This is a genomic window from Pseudoalteromonas ostreae, assembly GCF_018069805.1.
Classification (GTDB): Bacteria; Pseudomonadota; Gammaproteobacteria; order Enterobacterales; family Alteromonadaceae; genus Pseudoalteromonas; species Pseudoalteromonas ostreae.
The window spans coordinates 64,017-87,737 of sequence record NZ_JAGPYN010000016.1 but is presented as its reverse complement, the minus strand read 5'-3'; the positions used below and the strand labels follow the sequence as shown (position 1 = coordinate 87,737).

Below are 23,721 nucleotides of genomic sequence, written 5' to 3'. Positions count from 1 at the left end.
TTATTTAAGGGTTAAATGACTCAAAATTAGGAGTGACAATGGAATTTAGCGTAAAAAGTGGTAGTCCTGAAAAGCAACGTAGCGCATGTATTGTAGTTGGCGTTTATGAGCCACGTCGTTTATCCCCCATTGGTGAACAACTCGATAAAATCAGCGATGGTTATATCTCTAATTTATTACGCCGTGGTGACCTTGAAGGTAAGCCTGGGCAAGTCCTGTTATTACACCATGTACCTAATGTGCTAAGTGAGCGAATACTGCTGGTTGGTTGCGGTAAAGAGCGCGAGCTTGATGATAAACAGTACAAGCAAATTATTTCAAAAACCATTAATACCCTTAACGAAACAGGATCGATGGAAGCTGTATGCTTTTTAACTGAGCAACATGTTAAAAGTCGCGACACTTACTGGAAAGTTCGCCAAGCGGTCGAAACCACCCAAGACTGCTTGTATACCTTTAACCAATTAAAAAGCAAAAAAAGCGACCCACGTCGCCCGCTGCGTAAAATTGTGTTTAACGTACCAACTCGCCGCGAACTGACCATTGGTGAAAGCGCCATTGAACATGGCTTAGCGATTGCCGCAGGTAGTAAGTTATGTAAAGACGTAGCAAACATGCCGCCAAACATCTGTAACCCTGCATATTTAGGTGAACAAGCACAAGAACTTGCAGCTAACTTTGCCAACATTACGGTTGATATAATTGGCGAAGATAAAATGGCAGAGTTAGGTATGAATTCATACTTAGCCGTTGGTCGTGGTAGTGATAACGAATCTATTATGTCGGTTATCAACTATCAAGGTGGCGCAGCAGATCAAGCCCCTATTGTACTGGTTGGTAAAGGTTTAACCTTTGACTCAGGCGGTATTTCACTAAAACCTGGCGAAGCCATGGATGAAATGAAATACGACATGGGCGGTGCAGCCGGTGTTATTGGCGCAATGCGTGCTTTGGTGCAAATGCAATTACCGATTAACGTAATTGGTGTACTCGCAGGTTGTGAAAACATGCCAAGCTCGAATGCTTATCGTCCGGGTGATATTTTGACCACTATGTCAGGGCAAACAGTTGAAGTACTAAATACCGACGCTGAAGGTCGTTTAGTATTATGTGATGCACTCACTTACGTTGAGCGCTTTGAACCTGAAACCGTGATTGATGTCGCTACTTTAACTGGCGCGTGTATTGTTGCCCTTGGCGCTCATGCAACGGGGTTATTATCTAACCACAACCCACTGGCACATGACTTGTTAAAAGCATCTGAGCAAAGTGGCGACCGTGCGTGGCAGTTACCACTGTGGGATGATTATCAAGATCAACTAGAAAGTCCATTTGCTGATTTTACTAACTTAGGCGGCCGCTCTGCGGGAACGATAACAGCAGCATGCTTCTTATCTAAGTTTACTAAAAAGTATAACTGGGCCCATTTAGATATCGCAGGCACTGCTTGGCGCAGTGGTAAAAACAAAGGCGCAACAGGTCGACCAGTGCCGATGCTTACGCAATATTTACTAAACCGTGCCGGTGTAAGCGAAACCAGCCAAGATTAAACCCCGCGTTTAACAATACATTGTAAATTTAAATAAGGCGCTTTTTAGCGCCTTATTTATTCCCCACTTATTAACGTATAAATTAGCGTATTAATTGAAGCAAAACGCGTTATATGGCAAAATCCCTGCTTTGATTTGAGTATTATTTTCAATACTGTGGGAAGCCCCGATACAATGAGCATGAACGCCCAGTTTTTCGTTCTAAAGCAACAAGATGAGTCATTAGCCAAGGCTGATGATCACTTTAGCTTAGCGGCTGATATTGCTGCTGAACAGTATCGCCTTGGTCATCGTATCTTTATTTACGTTGATGATCTTGAAATTGCCCATGCCATTGATGAAACTATTTGGTCATTCGACCCCGACAGTTTTGTGCCTCACAATCTCCAAGGTGAAGGTCCAAAAGGTGGTGCGCCCGTTGAAATAGGTACTACCCCGCCAGTCGGTAATCGTAAAGTTTTAATTAACTTGGCTGCACAATTGCCGGACTTTATTCGTCGGTTTAACCAAGTTTTTGATTTTGTGCCCGTTGAAGCCACTGCTAAACAAGCTGCCCGTGAGCGCTTTAAAAAGCTGCGTCAACTCGGAGCCAACATCACCACGCAAGATATTAATAGCTAACATACCTTTTTTATTAATAGCTAACTAACTCATTTAAGTACTTATTTAAGGTTCTGTGTAATGGATAAAACCTACAATCCGCAAGATATTGAACAGTCGCTATACCAAGACTGGGAAGAAAAAGGCTACTTTAAACCATCGGGTAAAGGCGATGCATATTCAATTATGATCCCACCACCTAATGTCACTGGTAGCTTACACATGGGCCACGCGTTTCAAGATACCATTATGGATACCTTAACGCGTTTTAAGCGTATGCAAGGTAACAATACCTTATGGCAAGTAGGTACTGACCACGCAGGTATCGCAACACAAATGTTGGTTGAACGTAAACTTGCTGCTGAAGAAGGCAAAACGCGTCATGATTTAGGTCGCGACGCTTTCATCGACAAAATTTGGCAGTGGAAAGAACAATCTGGCGGTACAATTACCAAGCAGCTTCGTCGCCTTGGCGCATCTGTAGATTGGGATCGTGAACGTTTCACTATGGATGACGGCTTATCAGAAGCGGTTAAAGAAGTATTTGTACGCCTGCACAAAGAAGATTTAATTTATCGTGGTAAGCGCCTTGTAAACTGGGATCCAAAATTACACACAGCGATCTCTGATCTTGAAGTTGAAAACAAAGATAAGCAAGGCCACATGTGGAACTTACGTTATCCACTTGCTGACGGTGTGAAAACCCAAGATGGCAAAGAGTACATTGTCGTTGCCACAACTCGTCCAGAAACCATGCTGGGTGACTCTGGTGTTGCTGTAAACCCTGATGATGAACGTTATCAAGACTTGATCGGTAAAGACATTTTACTGCCGATTGTTAATCGTCGTATTAAAATTGTTGCTGATGAACATGCCGATAAAGACAAAGGCACTGGTTGTGTAAAAATCACGCCAGCACACGATTTTAACGATAACGAAGTGGGTAAGCGTCATCAAATGCCGATGATCAACATCTTCGATAAAGATGCAGCAATTCTAAGCCAAGGTGAAACCTACACCTTTGATGGTAAAGAGCTTGAATTTGATGCACCAATTCCAGAGCGCTTACACGGCCTTGACCGTTTTGCTGCACGTAAAGTGATTGTGGCTGAGTTTGAACAATTAGGTCTACTTGAAAAAATCGAAGATCACGCGTTAACCGTGCCTTACGGCGACCGCTCTGGTGTAGTAATTGAGCCACTACTTACCGACCAATGGTATGTACGTGTTGCGCCGCTGGCTGAACCTGCAAAAGACGCCGTTAAAAATGGCGATATTCAATTTGTACCAAAACAATACGAGAACATGTATTTCTCGTGGATGAACGATGTACAAGATTGGTGTATTTCACGCCAGTTGTGGTGGGGTCACCGCATTCCAGCTTGGTACGACAGCGAAGGCAACGTTTTTGTTGGCCGTGATGAAGCAGAAGTACGTCGTGAAAACAACATTGCTGATAGCGTCACACTTAGCCAAGACGAAGATGTACTCGATACATGGTTCTCATCAGCACTTTGGACTTTTTCAACCCAAGGCTGGCCTGCGAACACTGATGATTTAAAAACCTTCCACCCGTCTGACGTATTGGTAACTGGTTTTGATATTATCTTCTTCTGGGTAGCGCGCATGATCATGATGACCATGCATTTCATCAAAGATGATAACGGCAAGCCACAAGTGCCCTTTAAAACGGTTTACGTTACAGGCCTTATTCGCGATGAAAATGGCGATAAGATGTCAAAATCTAAAGGTAACGTGCTTGATCCAATCGATATGATTGACGGTATCGACCTTGAAAGCTTAGTAACAAAACGCACCAGCAACCTGATGCAAGAAAAAGTTGCTAAAAAAATCGAAAAAGATACTCGTAAAACCTTTGATAACGGTATTGAAGCCCACGGTACAGATGCACTGCGCTTTACTTTAGCGGCAATGGCATCGACTGGTCGTGACATCAACTGGGATATGAACCGCCTTGAAGGTTACCGTAACTTCTGTAATAAGTTATGGAACGCCAGCCGTTATGTACTAATGAACACTGAAGAGCAAGACTGTGGTTTTGCAAACGACGCAGCGAAAGAATACTCACTTGCTGATCGTTGGATCTTAGGCCAATTTGAAGCAACCGTTAAGACCTATACTGAGCACTTAGATAATTACCGTTTTGACCTTGCAGCCAATACGCTTTATGAATTCACTTGGAACCAATTTTGCGATTGGTACTTAGAGCTGACTAAACCAGTATTATTCAAAGGCAATGAAGCACAACAACGTGGTACGCGTCATACTCTGATCACTGTGCTTGAAAGCCTACTGCGCTTAATGCACCCAATGATGCCATACATTACCGAAACTATTTGGCAACGTGTTGCGCCACTTGCAGGTCTTGAAACAGCGAATACCAGCATCATGGTACAAGCCTTCCCTGTTTATAATCAAGCGAGCGTTGACGCGAAAGCAATGGATGATTTAGAGTGGGTTAAGCAATTCATTTTAGCCATTCGTAACATTCGTGGTGAAATGGATATTAGCCCAAGCAAGCCGTTATCAGTATTACTAGCAAATGCATCTGCGGATGATGTACGTCGTATTGAAGAAAATAAATCTTTCTTAGCATCACTTGCTAAAATTGAAGAATTTACGCTGCTTGATAACAAAGATGACGCACCTGCATGTGCAACATCGTATGTTGGTAACCTTGAGATCATGATCCCAATGGCAGGTTTAATCGATGTTGACGCCGAACTTGCACGTATTGCTAAGCAGCTTGAAAAAGCCGAAAAAGGCCTAGCTCAAGTGCAAAATAAACTAGCAAACGAAAAGTTTGTTAACAATGCACCTGAAGCAGTCCTTGCTAAAGAAAATGAGAAGCTTGCAGAGTTCTCAGATGCGAAAGCAAAACTACTTGAGCAAAAAGCCAAGATCGAAAGCTTGTAACTAGATGCGGGGAAACCCGCACAGCTAGACACAAAAAAAGCCGCGTTAATAAATAACGCGGCTTTTTATTTGCGCGGGATAAACCCGCGCCTACAAATTAAAACGTGTAGTTATACTGCGCACCAAATAAGTATGCATGGCCTTTTGATTCAAAGCCCCACTGCTGACCTAGCTTGTCTGATTCAGTAAAGTTTTGTGTTTTACCACGGAGAATACTCATACCAATATCTAAGTTTGCTCGCTCGCTCATGGTGTAGTTAACACCAAACGAGTACCAAAAACGGTCAGTATCAGGGATAGAAATCGACAGGTGTTTTTGATCGGCTGGTGATTCATCATAAGCAATACCTGCACGTAATAGTACAGCATCGTTAAACTGATAATCGCCACCGATTGAATAACGCATTGAGTTTGAGAAGTGCTCATCTTTAGAGAATACTGGAGCATCGCTACCAGCAACATGCGCTTCTAGTTTTTCAAAGCTATCCCAACCAGTCCACATAACGCTGTAGTGTAAGCCTGTCTTCTCATCTAACTGATGCGAGCCAGAGAACTCAGCAATCGCAGGTAGTGTAATTTCAACACTTCCAGGCACACTTACGCCAACTAGGCCGCCGATTTGTGCAGGTAATTGGTTAGAAAACTCACCATCAAATGTGATGTCTGTCTCACTACGATAGTTAAAACCAAAGCGGCTATTTTCATCAATCTGATAGCTAGCTCCTAAGTTCCAACCAAAGCCAGTATCATCGCCTTCTAAATGTACTGCTTGAGTTTGTGCTGGTAAACCTAATGGATTAGCACCAAAATTACGGACAATTTTTGCATCTGCATAAACATAGTTCAGGCCAAGGCCTACGCTAAATTGTTCATTAATTTTATATGAACCACTAACATTCATGTTTACAGTCACAATCTCGGTTTCACCAGCAAGTTGCCCTGCAGGGTAATCGGCTTCAAATTCAGTTGATAAACCAAAATTTGAAAACGCACCAAACCCGACGGCAAATTTGTCATCGATAGGCATAACAAAATAACCCGCAGGAACAAATGCAGCAGGAGCAATGCTGCTGTCGTTTAGTTGGCTGGGGTTAACTGATTGATTACTAGCTTCAGTGCCACGAAGGCTGACATCTGGAATGACAGCGATACCAGAAATACTTAACTGCTGCTCTTTAAATACAGACATAAGAGCGGGATTGCGCGCAACAACAGAGGCATCATCAGCCACTGCTGCTTCACCAGCATATGCGCGCCCTAAGCCAGAGGCATTTTGCTCTGCTAGTTGGAAAGCCGCTGCAAACGTATCTGCAGACATCACAGCAAGTGATGCTGCTATTAAAGTTTTTGTAAATTTCATTGTGTTTCCTTAACCAAACAAAATGTTTGGGTTCCCATGTGTTGTCTCTAATTATTAGGAGTAAGTTACTTCAAAACCTTAGCACAGTACCTTACTTTTATATAAAAAACTGTAACAAAGCGTTAAAAAGCCCCACAAAGATAATTTTTAACAGCAAAGTAACAGTTTTTTAAAACTCATCGGATAAGTTGCAGGAAAAACACACTTGCAATTAATTATCATTTAGATTGACTTGCTTAATTAGCACTATTAGACTGCCAAACAGGACTAGCAAAGGAGATAAAGCGGTGGAAATAGCATTAATTATTGCTTCATTGGCTTTTTGTGGGATAAGTGTATATTGCTTCTGCAAAGCTAATTTTTGTGCTTGCACCAGAGCTGGTGAATGCGATAACCCTGTTAACCATTATTGGTTAGGTGCTATTGTTTGTGCTTTAGTCGCACTATTGTGCTGTTGTGGTGCGTTACATTCAGAGAATGGGACTTTATTGTGGCTACTATTAATGGTGAGTTGCTTCAGTGGTGCACTATTATCGGCTAAGCAATCAACTAAAAAACACTGTGACAAAGCAATAACTAAAAAAGCCCTTAAATCAACAGATGCTCTTTTAACAAACGAGCCAAATTAAGCTGGTAATCTAATGGTTTAATACTCGCTAAAATTTTTAAGTCGTGATCTGGTGAAGTTAAATCAACATCTTTTGCGGTAATATGATGGCTATGCTTAGCATTATAGAAAATTTTAACTTTAGGTTGAATTGGATTCTGATGATTACCTTCAGTTACTAATGCCAATCGTTCATTAGTTAATTTAACAATCGTACCGACCGGATGCACGCCTAAACACTTAATAAACCGCTGTACCAGCTCACCATCAAACAAGTGTTTATGAGCAAGTAAATAGCGCAGTGCGTTGATTGGTTCATCACCAATTTGATGGGGTCTATCTGCTGTCATTGCATCATAAACGTCAACTATCGCCATAATTCGTGCTGGTCGGCTTAGCTTTTCCCCCTGTAAACCTCGTGGATAACCACTGCCGTCTAAACGTTCATGGTGATTAACTATCATATCAAGCATTAATGGGGTAATGCCCTTTTCGCCTTTTACCAAGCCTAAACTTTGTGCTACATGCTTTTTAATCGATTGCATCTCTAGCTTGTTTACTTTTTCAGGTTTAGAAAAAATCCCTTGTGGTAATTTAGCTTGACCTAAGTCATGCAGCAATGCCCCCATGGCCAGTTCTTGCACAACACTTTCTTTGTAACCCAAGTACTTAGCAAATACAGTGACAAAAATAGCGCAATTAGTCATATGTCGCCAATTGTACATATGTTTATCTTTAATGCGGGTTAAAATAGCCATTGCATTATGATTACGAAAGACTGATGCCACGATATCTTTGGCAATGTCATCAAGCAATGTGATATTCATCTTTAAACCTGAGGTGACATCACCATATAGACTTTGTAAATTACGATTGTGCTGCTCATAACTGACACTCGCTTTGGCAAACTCTTGCTCAACTGAAATGACCTTTTTTATTTTTAATTTTTTAGGTTTATCGACCGTTGCAGGAGCAACTTCAGGTTTAAGCTGATATTTGGCAGGAACACTCACATCACTTTGCGTAAAATCTATCAGCAGCTCCTGCACGCCTTCAGATACCAAGCGTTTGATGATCGATTTGTCGCGAACAAGACCACGAGTTTTAATTTTTATACTGTCCCCCCCCTCAAACTGTTTGCTAACACTGTCAACAAACATTCCTGGTACGAGTTCAGAAATAGGAAGGGTAATAAGCATATAAAGTGGCTAATTCATTTCAAACAATAATAGTTACTGATTATCAACGATCCACTACAAATGTCTATAACAAAAGTAACGAATACGAAATAAGCACTAGGAAATAGCGAGTTGGGGAGTTAATAATAGTTATGAATTACACTAGGTCCTAGTGATTAGGACCTAGTGGCTAGCACATTACTCTTGGAAGTAAGTGCCCCAGCCGTCGTACTCTACGTCGGTGTCGATTGCAAGTTGTGCTAATTTATCAACATCTTCCATTATTACATCAACATCTAACTCAGCTTCAACTACGATGTCAAAGCCCCAAATCTTACTGCCGTCTTCAAGCTCAAGTTCTGCAGGTTCTTCAACGTCATAGCCTAGTTTAAACGCAGCTAGTGCAGCTTGCTCAAGCTTGGCAAAATCTTCGCAAACAAAGTGGTGTTCTACTTCGTATAAAATCTCAGGATCAGAACCATCTTCTAATAACGAAGTTACAATGTCTTCACTAATTTCACGCCAATTTTCCATTACTTTTCTCTCACTTGAGCATCTAATTCAGTTATTCTAGCAGCCATTTTGCTATGAATACGCTTTGCGTGTTCACGTGCTCCAATCGTTTTATCAAGTGGCTCTGGCGCTAACATGTCTATGTAGATTGTACCATTGTCCCAGCGGTTTAGCTTAATGGTTTTATATGTTGTACTCATACACACAGGCACTACAGGTACATCAGCGTTTAAAGCAGTATGAAAGGCACCGGTTTTAAATGGCAATAAGCCACGCCCATAACTACGGGTTCCTTCAGGAAACATCCACACCGACAAGCCTGTTTGTTTAATTTTATCGGCCGATTTAGTGATCGTGCCAGCGGCTTTAGAACGGTTACCACGGTCAATTAAAATATTACCCGACAACCAATATAGCTGGCCAAAAAATGGGATCCACTTGAGACTCTTCTTCCCTAAACTGACGCAGTTTTCAGGGACTGCCGCAGGTAAAGTGAAAATATCGTAATTATTTTGATGGTTTGCAACATACACTGCGGGCCCACAACTTTGCGCATCAGGGTGGCGTGTAATAACCACGTTTACACCAAGCATTTTAGCCACAGTGCCAAACCAACTTGAAATAATATGTACATTATTTATATGAAAAGGTTTTACTAAACAAAGGAGTAAACCAAATACACAACTTAATAAAATAAACAATGCCATAATAACAATACGAATAATAGCTAACAAAAAAACTCTCCAAAAATAACAACGCCGGCATTATAGCGTTATTTTTACCGCTAAACGAGTGTTTAGCGAACACATGTAAGCTTAAAATAATTTTCTGCTTTAAAAACAAACGACCTGCAATAGCAGGCCGTTTTATTTATGAGTATTTAAAGTACTTACTCGGTTTCTATCGGCTCAATGTCATCGTCAATCGCCGTCAGCTCTATAACGGCTTCATCGACACGCTGTAAACCACGCGGTAATTTATTACCTCGACGACCACGCTCACCATGATAATGCTCTAAATCACTGGGTTTAAGAGTCAGTTTACGCTTACCTGCATGCAAGGTCACACTTGTGCCTTCTGGCACTACAGCAAGTACTTTAACAAACTCTTCACGCGCTTGTACTTTGGCACTTGGGATAGAGATTATCTTATTACCTTTGCCTTTACCAAGTTTTGGTAAATCACGTAATGGGAATAACAACATCCGTCCTTCATTCGATATCGCCATACAGTAATCATTAGCAACATCATTAACTCGAATTGGCGCTAATAATTGCCCACCTTTTGGCACACTAACCAGTGCTTTACCGTTTTTGTTTTTACTAACTAAATCAACAAAATCTGTAATGAAGCCATAACCCGCATCCGATGCCATTAACAGCACTTGTTTATCCTCTCCCATCACTACATGCTCAAAATTAGCACCTGCAGTGAGGTTAAAGCGTCCAGTCATTGGTTCACCTTGGCTGCGCGCCGACGGTAAGCCATGCGCATCGGTGGCAAATGCTCGCCCTGCTGAATCTAAGAACACCGCTGGCTGATTGCTCTTACCACGGGCTGAGGCTTTATAGCCATCGCCAGCTCGATAACTGAGCCCTTCAACATCTAAATCATGACCTTTACCCACTCGGGCCCAACCTTTTTCAGACAACACAACGGTTACTGATTCTGATGGGATCAAATCTTTTTCGCTTAATGCTTTGGCTTCAAGGCGCTCTACAATTGGAGAACGACGGTCATCACCATACAGCTCTGCGGCTTCTTGAATTTCTTTTTTCAGTAACGTCGACATACGACGATCAGAACCTAAGATCAGCTCTAATTTATCACGCTCTTTGGCAAGCTCGTCTTGCTCACCACGAATTTTAAACTCTTCAAGCTTCGCTAAGTGACGAAGTTTTAATTCAAGGATTGCTTCGGCTTGAATATCACTGATGCCAAAGCGTTCCATTAACACAGGCTTAGGCTTGTCTTCGCTACGAATAATTTCGATCACTTCATCAATATTTAAAAAGGCAGCCAATAAACCTTCTAAAATATGTAAACGAGCCAATACTTTATCTAAACGATATTGCAGGCGACGACGCACTGTTTCGCGGCGAAACACCAGCCACTCAGTTAAAATGGTTCGTAAGTCTTTTACCTGCGGACGACCATCAAGGCCAAGCATATTTATATTAACGCGATAATTTTTTTCCAAGTCTGTAGTCGCAAATAAATGGGCCATTAACGGCTCCACTTTAATGCGGTTAGAGCGTGGAATAATCACTATACGAGTTGGATTTTCGTGATCAGACTCATCACGTAAATCAGCCACCATAGGCAGCTTTTTGGCATTCATTTGCGCTGCGATCTGCTCTAGTACCTTACCACCAGAACACTGATGAGGCAGTGCAGTGATGACAATATCACCATGCTCCTCTGTATAAATAGCGCGCATTTTTATCGAACCACGGCCGGTTTGATAAATTTTACGAATATCCGCTTTTGAAGTAATTATTTCAGCTTCTGTAGGATAATCAGGAGCTTGTACATAATCAAGCAGTTGTTCTAGTTCAGCTTTGGGATTATCCAATAACAAACAACAGGCACTGGCTACTTCGCGCACGTTATGTGGCGGAATATCCGTTGCCATGCCCACAGCAATACCTGTTATACCATTGAGTAAAATATGTGGTAACCGTGATGGTAATACTTGTGGTTCGTCCATTGTGCCATCAAAGTTTGGCGTCCAATCGACAGTCCCTTGGCCAAGTTCTTTTAACAGTACTTCTGAGAACTTAGATAAGCGCGCTTCGGTATAACGCATGGCCGCAAATGACTTGGGATCATCGGCTGCCCCCCAGTTCCCTTGCCCATCAACTAATGGGTAACGATAAGAAAACGGTTGTGCCATTAACACCATCGCTTCATAACAGGCGCTATCACCATGTGGGTGATACTTACCGAGTACATCACCAACAGTACGAGCTGACTTTTTATATTTAGCCGTTGCCGACAAACCCAGTTCACTCATGGCGTAAATAATACGCCGTTGTACTGGCTTTAGACCATCACCGATATGTGGTAATGCCCTATCCATGATCACATACATGGAATAATTCAAATAGGCGTCTTCAGTAAAACGCCCCATTGTTTGTTGTTCAATTCCTTGCAATAGCAAGGTATCTGTATCACTCATCAAAGCCTACTTAATTTTTTTATAGCTTACACGGTAGATCACATTGGCATAATCATCGGAGATCAATAAGCTGCCATCGGCAAGTTCTGCAAAAGCAACCGGACGACCCAATGTTTCTTCGTTTTTCATAAAGCCCGTAATAAACGGCGTGTATTTTATCACACGTCCTTGCTCAACGGTGGCAAGTGCCACTTTATACCCGGATTTTTTACTGCGGTTCCACGAACCATGCTCTGCAACAAATAATTGCTGCTTGTAGCTAGCAGGAAATTGTTTACCTTGATAAAAATGGATCCCTAACGGCGCAACATGCGCATCCAGGGCTAAAGCTGGGGCACTGTAATCGGCAATATTTTTACCTTTACCAAATTCAGGATCTAAGATGGCGCCTGCATGCACATACGGAAAACCAAAATGTTCACCTTCGGTTGTTAGCCGGTTTAGTTCATCAGGTGGTAGATCATCACCCATCATGTCGCGGCCATTATCACTAAACCACATAGCTTGGGTACTGGGATGAAAGTCAAAACCAACAGAATTACGCACACCTTGCGCTAACGTAATCATTTGCTTGGTGTTAACATCCAATGAAAATATTCGCCCATAGCGCTCATCGTCAGCACAAATGTTACAGGGTACACCCACAGGAATAATCAGCTCACCAGTGGGCGAAAAGCGTAAAAACTTCCAGCCGTGATGACGTTCTGTCGGTAATGCGTCGTAAACCACTTCATATTTAGGTGCTTTCAATTGTGTATCAATATTTTTGAAGCGAATAATACGTTGTACTTCAGCTACATATAAGTCGCCATCTTTGATCGCTAAACCCGATGGCATGGTTAAACCACTAGCCACCAGTATTTGTCTATCAGCAACTCCATCGCTATTATGATCAATCAGCGCATACACGTTTCCCGCTCTACGCGAACCAACATAAACAATACCTTTTTTAGATACTGCTAATTGCCGTGCATTTTCCACATCACTGGCAAATATGTTTACGGTAAAACCATCTGGAACACTGAGCTCTTTAAGGATTTCTTTTGCTGCTAAGGGAGTACTTAGCAAGCCTAAAGTTAGTAGAGAAACTAGTAATTTATTCATCGATTTCACCCAATTTGAGCATGCTGCTTCGCTGCATATAACACTCTATCCGCTTTATCAAAAAACTTTTAAAAATCACACTTGAGCACGGTTACCATGATCTTCTAGCCATTGACGACGATCTGATGAGCGCTTTTTAGCCAGCAACATATCCATCATTTCCATAGTTTCAACTTCATCCTCTAAGGTTAGCTGAACTAAGCGACGAGTATTAGGATCCATGGTCGTTTCGCGTAGTTGCAATGGGTTCATTTCACCCAAGCCTTTGAAACGCTGTACATTGACTTTACCGCGTTTTTTCTCTGCTTCAATACGCGCTAGAATGCCGGACTTTTCATCTTCATCAAGGGCATAATAAACATCTTTACCAATGTCGATTCTAAACAACGGCGGCATAGCTACATATACGTGACCCGTTTTCACCAACGTTGGAAAATGACGAACAAATAGTGCACACAATAAAGTCGCAATATGCAGCCCATCAGAGTCAGCATCCGCTAAGATACAAATTTTATTATAGCGTAACGAAGAGATATCAGTTGAGTCAGGGTCAATGCCCAGCGCCACAGAAATATCATGTACCTCTTGTGACGCTAAAATTTGCCCTGATTCAACTTCCCACGTATTCAAAATTTTACCGCGTAGTGGCATTATTGCCTGAAACTCACGATCACGCGCTTGTTTAGCTGAGCCACCAGCTGAGTCACCTTCAACTAAAAATAGCTCCGTACGGTCGTTATCTGCAGCGCTACAATCAGTTAACTTACCCGGTAATGCTGGACCTGCGGTAACACGCTTACGTACCACTTTTTTGGCAGCGCGAAGACGTTTTTGCGCATTAGAAATACATAACTCTGACAGTAACTCAGCAGTATCGGTGTGCTCATTTAACCATAGACTGAATGCATCTTTTACCACTCCAGATACAAATGCCGAGCACGAACGAGATGATAATTTCTCTTTGGTTTGACCGGCAAATTGTGGATCTTGCATTTTCACTGATAAAACGTAGCTACACCGTTCCCAAATGTCATCGGGGGTGAGCTTAACGCCACGCGGCAATAAATTGCGAAATTCGCAAAACTCACGCATTGCTTCGAGTAACCCTTGACGCAGACCATTTACGTGAGTACCGCCTTGCGCAGTTGGTATTAAGTTAACATAACTTTCAGCTATCGATTCACCGCCTTCAGGTAACCACACAACCGCCCAATCGGCACCTTCCGTTGAACTTGAAAACTCACCGGTAAATGGGTCTTTTGGCAGTACTTCGTAACCTTTAACGGCTTCGTTTAAGTAATCTTTTAAACCCGTTTCGTAATACCATTCTTGGGTTTCTTTGGTTTGCTTGTTGGTAAACTTAATACGTAAACCTGGGCACAATACCGCTTTGGCTTTAAGTAAATGATGCAGTTTAAGTAATGAAAAATTAGCTGAATCAAAGTAGCTTACATCTGGCCAAAAACGTACAGTTGTACCTGTATTACGTTTACCTACGGTGCCTATAACATGAAGATCTTCAACTTTATCACCATTTTCAAACGCCATCATGTATTGTTGTGCATCGCGGCGCACAACCACTTCAACACGTGTTGATAATGCATTAACCACGGAGATCCCTACTCCGTGTAAACCACCTGAAAATTGGTAGTTTTTATTAGAGAACTTACCACCAGCATGCAGCTTGGTAAAAATCAATTCAACCCCAGGAATACCTTCTTCTGGGTGAATATCTATAGGCATACCACGGCCATCATCGCTGACTTCTAGCGAGTTATCTTCATGCAAAATGACATCAATTCTAGTGGCATGTCCGGCCATGGCTTCATCAACACTGTTATCTATAACCTCTTGCCCTAAGTGATTAGGACGGGTGGTGTCGGTGTACATACCAGGGCGGCGTTTAACAGGTTCTAACCCATTTAATACTTCAATGGCTTCGGCGTTATAATTTTGCTGACTCATAGTGTTTATCTTTTATGCGCTTAGCTATGTTTTACGTGATTTTAAGAAAATCTACAATACGTGCAATGGAGTCTTCAAAGCCAATAAAGCTATGATCACCACCAAATTCTATCTGTTGCTTGCATTGTGAATAATATTTTACGGCCTGTTGATAATCCAGTACTTCGTCACCCGTTTGCTGTAATAAGTACAGTAGAGATGGACGCTCTAAGCAGGATATCGACAGTGATTTTAACGCGTTAATATGACTATTGTTGAGCTCGTAATGGCTATCCTGATAGGGATTATAGTTCGGCCCTAACAAAGAACTCAATAATAAATAAGGCTTAACCGCAGGGTTTATAACCACTGCTGGTAACTGATATTTTTGCGATAAATAGGTGGCATAAAAACCACCTAAAGAACTGCCAAGTAATACAGTATTTGGCGTTAATAATTGTTCAATTTGAATTACCGCATGAAACGGTTCATGGCTTAGCCGTGGCACACAATAATCAACGTCATAGTGTGCCATATACTCACCAAAGCGGACAGCTTTAAATGAGTATTCGCTGCTATTAAAACCATGAATATAAATTACTCGTTGGGCCACATCAATTCCGAGTTAATTAATAGTTTTTCACTGTTTACTGGCTTTGATATTGTCAACAATCGATAACCAGGCCCCGCATTATGCTGCTGCCAGTCATCGGTGTATTTAGTAAACTGTACTGAGCTTGCTGGCGTAGCAAAAATCTCAATACTTCTGAATTTAAATTGATAGTCATTGTGAACATGACCATGAAATAACTGCCTTACTAGCGCGCTATTATGCAATACATTAAGTAATTGCGGGCCATTTTCGAGCATATGCTTGTCTAGGTAACCATTAATAGGTAATGGGTTATGGTGGCAAAAAGCCACGCTCGGCAACTGTGAAGTCGCTAATAAATCAGCGAGTTCATTTAAATCTGCTTCGCTTACCCAACCTGCTGGTGTTGGCCCTTTAGAGCTAATTAGCAACACTTCAAAGCCATCGGCAATTAATCGCTTTGCGCTATTGATTTGACCACCAGAAATACGCTGCATTGCACTGATATCATCATGATTACCTGGCAGCCAAAAAACAGGGCAAGTAAGCGCTGAATCGGCAATCAGCTGAGCAAACAATAAATATGAAGCGAAACTGTGATCTTGGGTTAAATCGCCACCAAAGATTATGGCGTCTAGTGACTGTTTTGCCATATCTGCAAGTGCGCGAGAAAAGTGCTCAGCGGTATTGACCGCGAAATACTCTCCTTGTGGGTCTGCAAATAAGTGACAATCGGTAATATGCGCTAAGCGCAGCTGAGTATTATTGAACTGCGCAGACTCATTAAACCAAGCCATCATTTATATCCCAGTTAAGTACCGCACGGCCACTTTCAACACATGCCACTAACCAATCATACAAAAATGCATTGAGTTGATATTTTTCATCTTTTTGATGCATTTTCGGATTAGGGTAACCATATGAAGGTTTGATCCTTTGATGGTAATCATGGTGAATTATTTCAGCAACTTTTGCATCATGATACAAGCGCACAGTTAAAAACAGCGGATTAAACCCTTTTAACATACCGGTTAATTGCGTTATTGAAATATCCATTGTGTATTTAGCACAGCCATCCACCTTAATTACAAACTGGTTATTAGCCAATTGTACTTGCCGTGTATTGCCTTCTTTGCGCTCATTGGGCAACAATTTTAAAGCACGTAAGTAGTTATGCTCACATAACGTCAAGTATTTAGGAAGACTCTGAATATATCGTTGTTTCACTGCAAGTGCTGTCACGTTACCGCCATAAAGTTAGAGGTTAAGGGTAGTCTATTACTATTTTAGCTGCGCTGATTAATTATACGTTCGCGATTAAGTGCTAACCACTGCAATGAAATCACCGAGGCTGCATTATCTATCTCACCGGTTGCTAAACGCCCCATTGCATCATCAAAACTGAGAATATGCGTTTTAATATCTTCACCTTCCGTTGCAAGTCCATACACGCCACTTTGCAGCTGACTTAAATCGGTTTTTGCAAGATAAAGATATAACCGCTCAGTGGTCCCTCCTGGGCTTGACAGGTACGATAGCATAAATTCTAATTCGCTCAGTACTAAGCCCGCTTCTTCAAATGCTTCTCGCCTAGCGACATCTTCATAATTAGTGCTGCCATCGGTCATACCTGCTATACATTCTAATAACCAAGGTGACTGTTTACTTTTTATCGCGCCAATACGTATTTGTTCTATCAGCAAGACACTGTCTGATATTGGATCATACGGTAAAACAGCAACAGCGTCACCGCGTTCGAGTATTTCACGGCGGATCGTTGCTGATTGCCCTCCCGCAAATAATGCATGTTCAAACTGATATAAGTTAATCTTAAAGAAGCCGTTATAAAGTGCTTTTATTGGAGCTATTATAACGTCTTGCTTAGTAAATTTTGTGAGTTTGTCATCAGCCATGAAGTTTCCTATTACACATGCTTTTACTTGAATTTAAACCTAGATACTTACTATCATGTCCGGGGATTATACCCAAACCACCTCAAAATGCAGAATCCAGCGTTTCACAGGGGCTTAATATCAAGGCGTTACTTTGCAACAATGGCAGTCCCTTTTAAGAAGTAACAACGATGAGAGTAAGTGCCTGTGAAACGCCCAGGGGGTTGGTTTAAAAGCGATTTATACTGCGTTATTGATTTTAATAATAGAACCACTATAACTTACAATCAATGCCTTGCCTAAATCGCTTTTAATTCCAACTGAAACTCGCATCTTGAGGTGGTTTGGGTATATATTCTGTTACACTTGTTTACGCTGTTTTACGCAAATTTTTTTTTGTTCTTAAGTAAAACAGGTTACCATGCTTTTAGAACGTAAATTGTCTAAGGACTGAACGAATAATGAAAAAAAACATTCTTGCTGCGCTGATTGGTATATCTTGCGCATTAACCGCCACAGCGTCAAATGCTGAAGACTTATTACAAGTTTATGAAATTGCCACAGCTAACGATCCTACTGTTTTAAAAGCAAAAGCCCAAGCAAATGCACAAGCTTATAACAGTGACCGTGCAATGAGCGCATTATTACCACAAATCGGTTTTTCTATGGGGTATGAAAAAACCGATAGCACATCGTTTAATGGTACTGATGCGGCAGGTTATACCAAAGTAGATAGCGATTCCGATACATTCAGCCGTGGCCTTAGCCTTAGCCAACCACTGTTTGATTTAGGTGCATGGAATTCACTCGGTATTGCAGACAAACAAGCGTTGCAAGCAACTGCTCAATATGACTTTGCCAAGCAAGATCTCATTGTTCGTGTTGCTGATGGCTATTTCAACGTATTAAGCTCAATTGATAACTTAGAATTTGTACAATCGGAAAAACGCGCCATTGAACGTCAACTTGAGCAAACCAAGCAACGTTATGCTGTAGGACTAACGGCAATTACCGATGTACATGAAGCGCAAGCACAATATGATAACTCGGTTGCCCGCGAAATTGTGGCTAAAAATAGTGTTGAAACAGCCCGAGAGCAGCTTCGCGAAATCACTGGTAAGTATCACGCTAAGTTAGATATGTTGAACACAGAAACTTTCTCTACCGTTCAACCGACAAAAAAATCACCTGATTACATTAAGCTTGCAGAACAAAATAATTTAACTCTGCAGGTATCTAAAGTAACAGTTGATATCGCTAAAGATCAAATTGATTTAGCGCAAGCGGGCCACTACCCTAAGCTGACTTTAAATGCCAGCTACGGTGACTCACTAGCTGATAGCAATAGCAACACAGCAAGCCCTAGAGGTGATAGTACCAGTGTTGGCCTTAATTTCAGTGTGCCACTATACTCAGGTGGAGCAACGACAGCAGCAACCGAACAAGCTCGTGCATTTTATGTTGCGGCAAGCGAAGACTTAGAAGCTTCATTACGTGGCGTAACCCGATCGGTGATCACCTCTTATAATCAAGTGGTATCAGATATTGCGACTTTTAAAGCGCTTGAACAAGCCGTAGTTTCTGCACAAAGCGCATTAAAAGCCACTGAAGCTGGTTTTGAAGTAGGTACTCGAACTATTGTTGACGTATTGGTAAGTACACAAAACTTATTTAACGCCAAACGTAACCTTGCCGATGTACGTTATCGCTACGTTGTATCAACGCTGCGCCTAAAACAAGCTGCGGGCACGTTAACAAGTAATGATTTACAAGCCATCAACCAAGGTTTAAAAGAAACCCAATAGGGATAGGCTTTACGTGCCTCATTTAAAAGCCAGCAACTTGCTGGCTTTTTTGTGTTTTTTTATTCATCCAGTTAAACTAGCTTCTTTTGCATATGAGATACTTCTGTGGTCAACAACTCCCCATTTAAATGGTCTTTCTTGGGCCCTCGTTATTGGTTTACTTGGTTTGGCGTATTTATTTTATATATAATTTCTTGGCTACCGCAGAAATTACAACTTGCCTTGGGCCGACTGCTAGGTCGTTTAGTCCATCGCTTTATGAAAAGTCGCCGCCATATCGCTGAAGTCAATATTAAACGCTGCTTTCCAGATATGCCCGCAGCCGAGCAACAAGCATTAGTACTTTCTAACTTAGAAAATACCGGTGTAGGTATGATTGAAACAGCCATGTCATGGTGGTGGCCTGATTGGCGTGTAAAAAAAGTTTACGGCTCGGTTAAAGGGCTTGAATACTTTGAGCAAATACAACAATCTGGTAAAGGGATTCTAATGATAGTCCCGCATATACTGCATCTTGAAATGGCAAGCCGTGTCATGGGGCTACACTATCAAGGTATCGGTTTTTACCGCCCCCATAATAATCCGCTAATGGAGTATTTTATTACCAATGGACGTTTACGTTCAAATGAATTTGTGGTTGGCAAACGCGATGTTAAAGGCCTACTCAACGCCTTGAAAAATAAAAAATTATGTTATTACTTACCCGACCAAGATTATGGCCGCCAACGCTGCGAGTTTGCACCTTTTTTTGCAGTTCAAGATACCGCAACGACTACGGGGACTTTGCTATTTGCAACCAGTAAACACTGTGAAACCGTCAGTCTTATAAGTCGACGTGACGAACAGGGAAAATATCATTTAGAAGTACGCCCCATGCTTGAAAACTTTCCATCTGGCGATAACCTCGCCGATGTGACTCGTGTAAATCAGCGCATTGAAGAAGCTATTAATGTCGCACCAGAACAATATATGTGGGTTCATCGACGCTTTAAAACTAGGCCTGATGAGAACGCCCCCTCTTATTACCAGTGACAACGCCGCTGTAATATGCTTTTATTAATGAATATAAACATAAGAGTATGAACCATGTGGTTTTGGGTTAAGCATTTATCATTAGCTGCCATTTTGATAGCCGCAGCGATTTATTTTTTATTAGGCCATGGTCCAGTCATAGACATGAAAGAGACTAAAAATGCCGCAGCACAAGGTTTATCACGTTTTTATTCATCCTTACGCAATCAGGTAAATAAAAGTAATGAACGCGATAAATACGTACTTAAATTAGCTAATCCGGATATAAATATAGATGCGGCGCTAACCGAGCGCGCTAAAGTTGTTGAACCATCCTCACCAAATTGGACAGGGGAATTAATGCCGAGACGCTTTGAAAATGGCTCGACTTTAAAAAAGGTGTTAACTGACTACGCACACGATGAAGATATCGTTCTATATTGGTATTTAAGTAAAGACTATGTGATAAAAGAACACTTTAGAGTGGATAGCAGTTTTAATTCAACACTTTATCAAGTTGGCCGGGCGATCAATGATGACTTTGAAAACGAAGTTTATACCTTCTTTTGTTTTAAACAGCGAGCAGCCGTGATCACCGAGCTGCCCTCTGAATATGTGCGCGAAAACTGTAAGCGTCTAAAAAGTTAAGCGCTTAACTCAAATATCTGCTGCCATGCTTGTGTAACAAATGCGATGTCTTTCGCAAATTCAGCTTTTGTTACACAACGTCCCTGCTGATCTAAGCTCAGCACATGATAACGCGAGCGATAATCAATATAGGCTGTAATAAGCCCTTGCTTGATCTCATCACTAATACAACCAAGCCTTGCTGCATCGGTTAAAATCCTTACGTTGTCTGAGTAAGTAGTTAGTTGCTCCAAGCTATAAGCGTTATCAAGCACTAAATATTGAGTCAGAAACTCAATATCAGCAATGCCGCCAGTATCTTGTTTTAAATCAAACTCAATATCGTTGCCCTTCGCTAAATGTGTGCGCATTTTTTCACGCATGGTGATCACATCGTCTTTAAGCTTTTGCGGGTCGCGCTGCTGGCACAAAATGCCTAAGCGAATTTGCGCAAAGCGCTGCTGCAACTCTAACTGCCCTAAAATCATCCGGGAACGCACTAGCGCTTGATGTTCCCATGTCCAAGCTTGCGTTTGCTGATAGTGGTTAAAGCTCTCAAGATTGATTGCCATTAACCCTGAGGCACCTTCTGGGCGTAACCGCGTATCTAGTTCATATAAAATGCCCGACGCCGTACGAGTATTAAATAAATGCATTAGTCGCTGTGCTAATTTTAAATAAAACTGCCGTGAATCAATCGCTTTAGTGCCATTAGTTTGCTCTGAGCCATCACTATTATGTACAAAGACTAAATCGAGATCAGAATCATAACCCACTTCGAAACCACCAGTTTTACCATACGCTATTACGGCAAAGCCCTTGTGCTCTTCATCAGTATTGGGCGGAATACCAAAACGCTGCGCCATTTGCTGCCAAGCAAGGTTCACCGCTTGCTCAACTATCGCTTCGGCTAATGCTGTTAAATGATCGCTTACTTTCATTACATCTAACACACCGGTTGCATCAGCGGCAGCAATGCGTAGTTGATGGGTTTGTTTAAACTGACGCAGTGCTTCCATTTGCTGTTCTAAGTCTGCACTATCAATACGTAAAAAATACTGTCGTATTTCGTCTTTATATGCTGTCAGTGGTGTAGGCTTATACAGCACCGCAGGATCGATAAGCTCATCAAGTAAAATCGGGTAACGCGAAATATGCTCACCAATCCATTTACTATGACAACACAACGAAACAAGCTGTTTTAACGCGCCTTGGTTTTCAAACAGCAACTCTAAATAGGCGGTTCGCGAAATAACCTTGCTTAATACTTGGCAGATCATACTAAATACATCACCACTTGCTTGACTGTCTGACAGTTGCTTTAGCATTAACGGCATGAGTTTATCGAGAATATCGCGGCCACGATGACCAATTTTAGTTTTCGTTAAGCGGGCTTTAAAGTCTTCTAATGGCATTTGCCATGCATCATTTGGATCGGTTAAAACACTAATATCGGTGTGTTCCCATACACTTATAAAAGCACTTTCGCAAGGATCGACAGGCTCACTTTCATAACCAATAACTTGTTCAAATTCACTGTGTATGCCGACCATAATGTCATTTATTTGGACTAAAGATGCGCTGAAGTCACTCTGCTCTAACAGGTAATTTAACCGTTGTTGGTTCAGAGCATCATCTGGCAATGTTTGCGTTTGTTGATCTGCAAAAATCTGCAAATATTGCTCAACTTGCCTTAAAAATAAATAATTGTGGCGTAATAGCTTTGCTTCATCTGCGCCAATAACTTGAATATTCTCTAATTCAGCTAACGCTTTTTGTAATGATTGTGTTTGTAAATTGGCTTCACGCCCACCTCGTACCATTTGCAATGCTTGCACTACAAACTCAACTTCACGGATCCCACCAGCGCCTAATTTTATATTGTTGGTTAAGCGCTTACGACGTACTTCTTGAGCTATCATTTGCTTCATTTTACGCAGCGAATCAATCACAGAAAAATCAATATAGCGACGATACACAAAAGGCTTTAATAACTGATAAAATTCATTGCAGTAGCACGTTTGTGGGCCAATTAAACGCCCTTTGAGCATCGCATAGCGCTCCCACTCACGGCCTTGATCTTGGTAATAATCTTCCATGGCATTAAAACTCATCACCAAGGGGCCACTTTCACCAAAAGGCCGCAGCCGCATATCGACCCTAAAGACTTGGCCATCAACCGTTGTTTGGTTAAGTGCGGCAATCAGCTTTTGTGCCACTTTAGTGTAAAACACTTGCGCTTCTAAAGAGCGCCGCCCACCTTGAGTTTTTACACTACGCGGATAAGAAAAAATTAAATCAATATCTGACGAATAGTTAAGTTCTTGGCCACCTAACTTACCCATTCCTAATACCAACATCGACAGTGGCTGTTGTTGCTCATCGAATGGTTGCCCATTAATCTGAGTAACTTGGGCAAATGCCCAGTTATTGGCACTATCAATTAGCTGATCGGCTAAAGCCGAGATATAGCCAATACTATCGGCTATATCATTGCGAAAACACAAATCTAAACACGCTACTTTTAGCCAATAGCGTTCCCGGTAACGACGTAAAATTTTATGACACTGCGCTTCGTCCACTTCGGCCAAATTTAAGCCTTGAAATGGATTGGGACTATCACGTAAACTCATTTGCGTATCACTGAGCAACATTTCAATTAATTGCGGCTGAGATTGTAGGCAACGCCAAGCAAAGTCACTCAAGCCTAATAGATTAATAATTAATTCATTAGCAGGAAGCTCTGGATATAACTGAACAAAACGTTCGCGGCCTAGTGCGTGCAGTGGTGTTGGGAGTTGTTCGCCTGGTGTCATCAAA

At 41.7% G+C, this 23,721-nt stretch carries 19 protein-coding genes; 7 read left to right on the top strand and 12 right to left on the bottom strand.

Annotated features, from left to right (window positions below; all coding sequences use genetic code 11):
- Nucleotides 1-38 precede the first annotated feature (38 nt).
- From pepA to J7338_RS14030, 3 genes are all read left to right on the top strand, one after another.
- Nucleotides 39-1,550: a leucyl aminopeptidase gene (pepA, locus tag J7338_RS14040; protein WP_210797635.1), complete on the top strand. Its 1,512-nt coding sequence runs from the start codon at nucleotides 39-41 to the stop codon at nucleotides 1,548-1,550.
- A 174-nt stretch (nucleotides 1,551-1,724) separates the two neighbouring features.
- A complete protein-coding gene (locus J7338_RS14035) occupies nucleotides 1,725-2,171 on the top strand; it encodes a DNA polymerase III subunit chi (RefSeq protein WP_145234983.1) in 447 nt (148 codons plus the stop codon).
- Nucleotides 2,172-2,231: 60 nt separating this feature from the next.
- On the top strand, nucleotides 2,232-5,087 hold the full coding sequence (locus tag J7338_RS14030; RefSeq protein ID WP_210797634.1) for a valine--tRNA ligase: 2,856 nt from the start codon (nucleotides 2,232-2,234) through the stop codon (nucleotides 5,085-5,087).
- A 97-nt stretch (nucleotides 5,088-5,184) separates the two neighbouring features.
- On the opposite strand, the gene J7338_RS14025 is transcribed toward J7338_RS14030, so the two are convergent.
- Nucleotides 5,185-6,447 carry an outer membrane protein transport protein gene (locus J7338_RS14025; RefSeq protein WP_210797633.1) on the bottom strand — a complete coding sequence of 421 codons (1,263 nt, stop codon included), beginning with the start codon at nucleotides 6,445-6,447 and terminating at the stop codon, nucleotides 5,185-5,187.
- A gap of 287 nt (nucleotides 6,448-6,734) precedes the next feature.
- Between J7338_RS14025 and J7338_RS20825 the strand changes: the two genes are divergently transcribed.
- Nucleotides 6,735-7,076, top strand: a complete 342-nt coding sequence (locus tag J7338_RS20825) for a hypothetical protein (protein WP_275074491.1) — start codon at nucleotides 6,735-6,737, stop codon at nucleotides 7,074-7,076.
- On the opposite strand, the gene J7338_RS14015 is transcribed toward J7338_RS20825, so the two are convergent.
- From J7338_RS14015 to J7338_RS13970, 10 genes are all read right to left on the bottom strand, one after another.
- The gene (locus tag J7338_RS14015; protein WP_210797631.1) at nucleotides 7,036-8,253 is read right to left on the bottom strand and encodes an HD-GYP domain-containing protein; all 1,218 of its coding nucleotides are present in this window, start codon (nucleotides 8,251-8,253) and stop codon (nucleotides 7,036-7,038) included. The two genes, J7338_RS20825 and J7338_RS14015, sit on opposite strands and share 41 nt — an antisense overlap.
- A 177-nt stretch (nucleotides 8,254-8,430) precedes the next feature.
- Nucleotides 8,431-8,766 carry a ribonuclease E inhibitor RraB gene (gene rraB / locus J7338_RS14010; protein WP_210797630.1) on the bottom strand — a complete coding sequence of 112 codons (336 nt, stop codon included), beginning with the start codon at nucleotides 8,764-8,766 and terminating at the stop codon, nucleotides 8,431-8,433.
- On the bottom strand, nucleotides 8,766-9,479 hold the full coding sequence (locus J7338_RS14005) for a 1-acylglycerol-3-phosphate O-acyltransferase (RefSeq protein WP_210797629.1): 714 nt from the start codon (nucleotides 9,477-9,479) through the stop codon (nucleotides 8,766-8,768). Before J7338_RS14005 ends, rraB begins: the two co-directional genes overlap by 1 nt.
- A 155-nt stretch (nucleotides 9,480-9,634) precedes the next feature.
- Nucleotides 9,635-11,926 (bottom strand): DNA topoisomerase IV subunit A, encoded by a 2,292-nt coding sequence (parC, locus tag J7338_RS14000; protein WP_210797628.1) that lies wholly within the window; start codon nucleotides 11,924-11,926, stop codon nucleotides 9,635-9,637.
- A 6-nt stretch (nucleotides 11,927-11,932) separates the two neighbouring features.
- Entirely contained in the window at nucleotides 11,933-13,030 is a 1,098-nt protein-coding gene (locus tag J7338_RS13995) for a PQQ-dependent sugar dehydrogenase (RefSeq protein WP_210797627.1), read from the bottom strand.
- Nucleotides 13,031-13,105: 75 nt separating this feature from the next.
- On the bottom strand, nucleotides 13,106-14,995 hold the full coding sequence (gene parE / locus J7338_RS13990; RefSeq protein WP_210797626.1) for a DNA topoisomerase IV subunit B: 1,890 nt from the start codon (nucleotides 14,993-14,995) through the stop codon (nucleotides 13,106-13,108).
- Nucleotides 14,996-15,026: 31 nt separating this feature from the next.
- Nucleotides 15,027-15,587 carry a YqiA/YcfP family alpha/beta fold hydrolase gene (locus J7338_RS13985; protein WP_210797625.1) on the bottom strand — a complete coding sequence of 187 codons (561 nt, stop codon included), beginning with the start codon at nucleotides 15,585-15,587 and terminating at the stop codon, nucleotides 15,027-15,029.
- Entirely contained in the window at nucleotides 15,572-16,363 is a 792-nt protein-coding gene (locus tag J7338_RS13980; RefSeq protein ID WP_210797667.1) for a metallophosphoesterase, read from the bottom strand. The genes J7338_RS13985 and J7338_RS13980 overlap by 16 nt, the downstream gene beginning before the upstream one ends.
- A complete protein-coding gene (locus J7338_RS13975; RefSeq protein ID WP_210797624.1) occupies nucleotides 16,350-16,808 on the bottom strand; it encodes a DUF1249 domain-containing protein in 459 nt (152 codons plus the stop codon). The genes J7338_RS13980 and J7338_RS13975 overlap by 14 nt, the downstream gene beginning before the upstream one ends.
- Before the next feature lie 44 nt (nucleotides 16,809-16,852).
- Complete coding sequence (locus J7338_RS13970) at nucleotides 16,853-17,479, bottom strand: NUDIX domain-containing protein (protein WP_210797623.1); 627 nt, start codon at nucleotides 17,477-17,479, stop codon at nucleotides 16,853-16,855.
- A 440-nt stretch (nucleotides 17,480-17,919) separates the two neighbouring features.
- Here J7338_RS13970 and tolC point away from each other — a divergent pair, with 440 nt between their 5' ends.
- The 3 genes from tolC to J7338_RS13955 all read left to right on the top strand — a co-directional run bounded on the left by tolC (nucleotide 17,920) and on the right by J7338_RS13955 (nucleotide 20,922).
- Nucleotides 17,920-19,263: an outer membrane channel protein TolC gene (gene tolC / locus J7338_RS13965; RefSeq protein WP_210797622.1), complete on the top strand. Its 1,344-nt coding sequence runs from the start codon at nucleotides 17,920-17,922 to the stop codon at nucleotides 19,261-19,263.
- Between the two features lie 105 nt (nucleotides 19,264-19,368).
- Nucleotides 19,369-20,295, top strand: a complete 927-nt coding sequence (lpxL, locus tag J7338_RS13960; RefSeq protein WP_210797621.1) for an LpxL/LpxP family Kdo(2)-lipid IV(A) lauroyl/palmitoleoyl acyltransferase — start codon at nucleotides 19,369-19,371, stop codon at nucleotides 20,293-20,295.
- A gap of 54 nt (nucleotides 20,296-20,349) precedes the next feature.
- A complete protein-coding gene (locus J7338_RS13955) occupies nucleotides 20,350-20,922 on the top strand; it encodes a TcpQ domain-containing protein (protein ID WP_210797620.1) in 573 nt (190 codons plus the stop codon).
- Here the strand turns inward: J7338_RS13955 and glnE are convergent.
- Complete coding sequence (gene glnE / locus J7338_RS13950; protein WP_210797619.1) at nucleotides 20,919-23,717, bottom strand: bifunctional [glutamate--ammonia ligase]-adenylyl-L-tyrosine phosphorylase/[glutamate--ammonia-ligase] adenylyltransferase; 2,799 nt, start codon at nucleotides 23,715-23,717, stop codon at nucleotides 20,919-20,921. The genes J7338_RS13955 and glnE overlap by 4 nt on opposite strands.
- Between the last annotated feature and the right edge of the window lie 4 nt (nucleotides 23,718-23,721).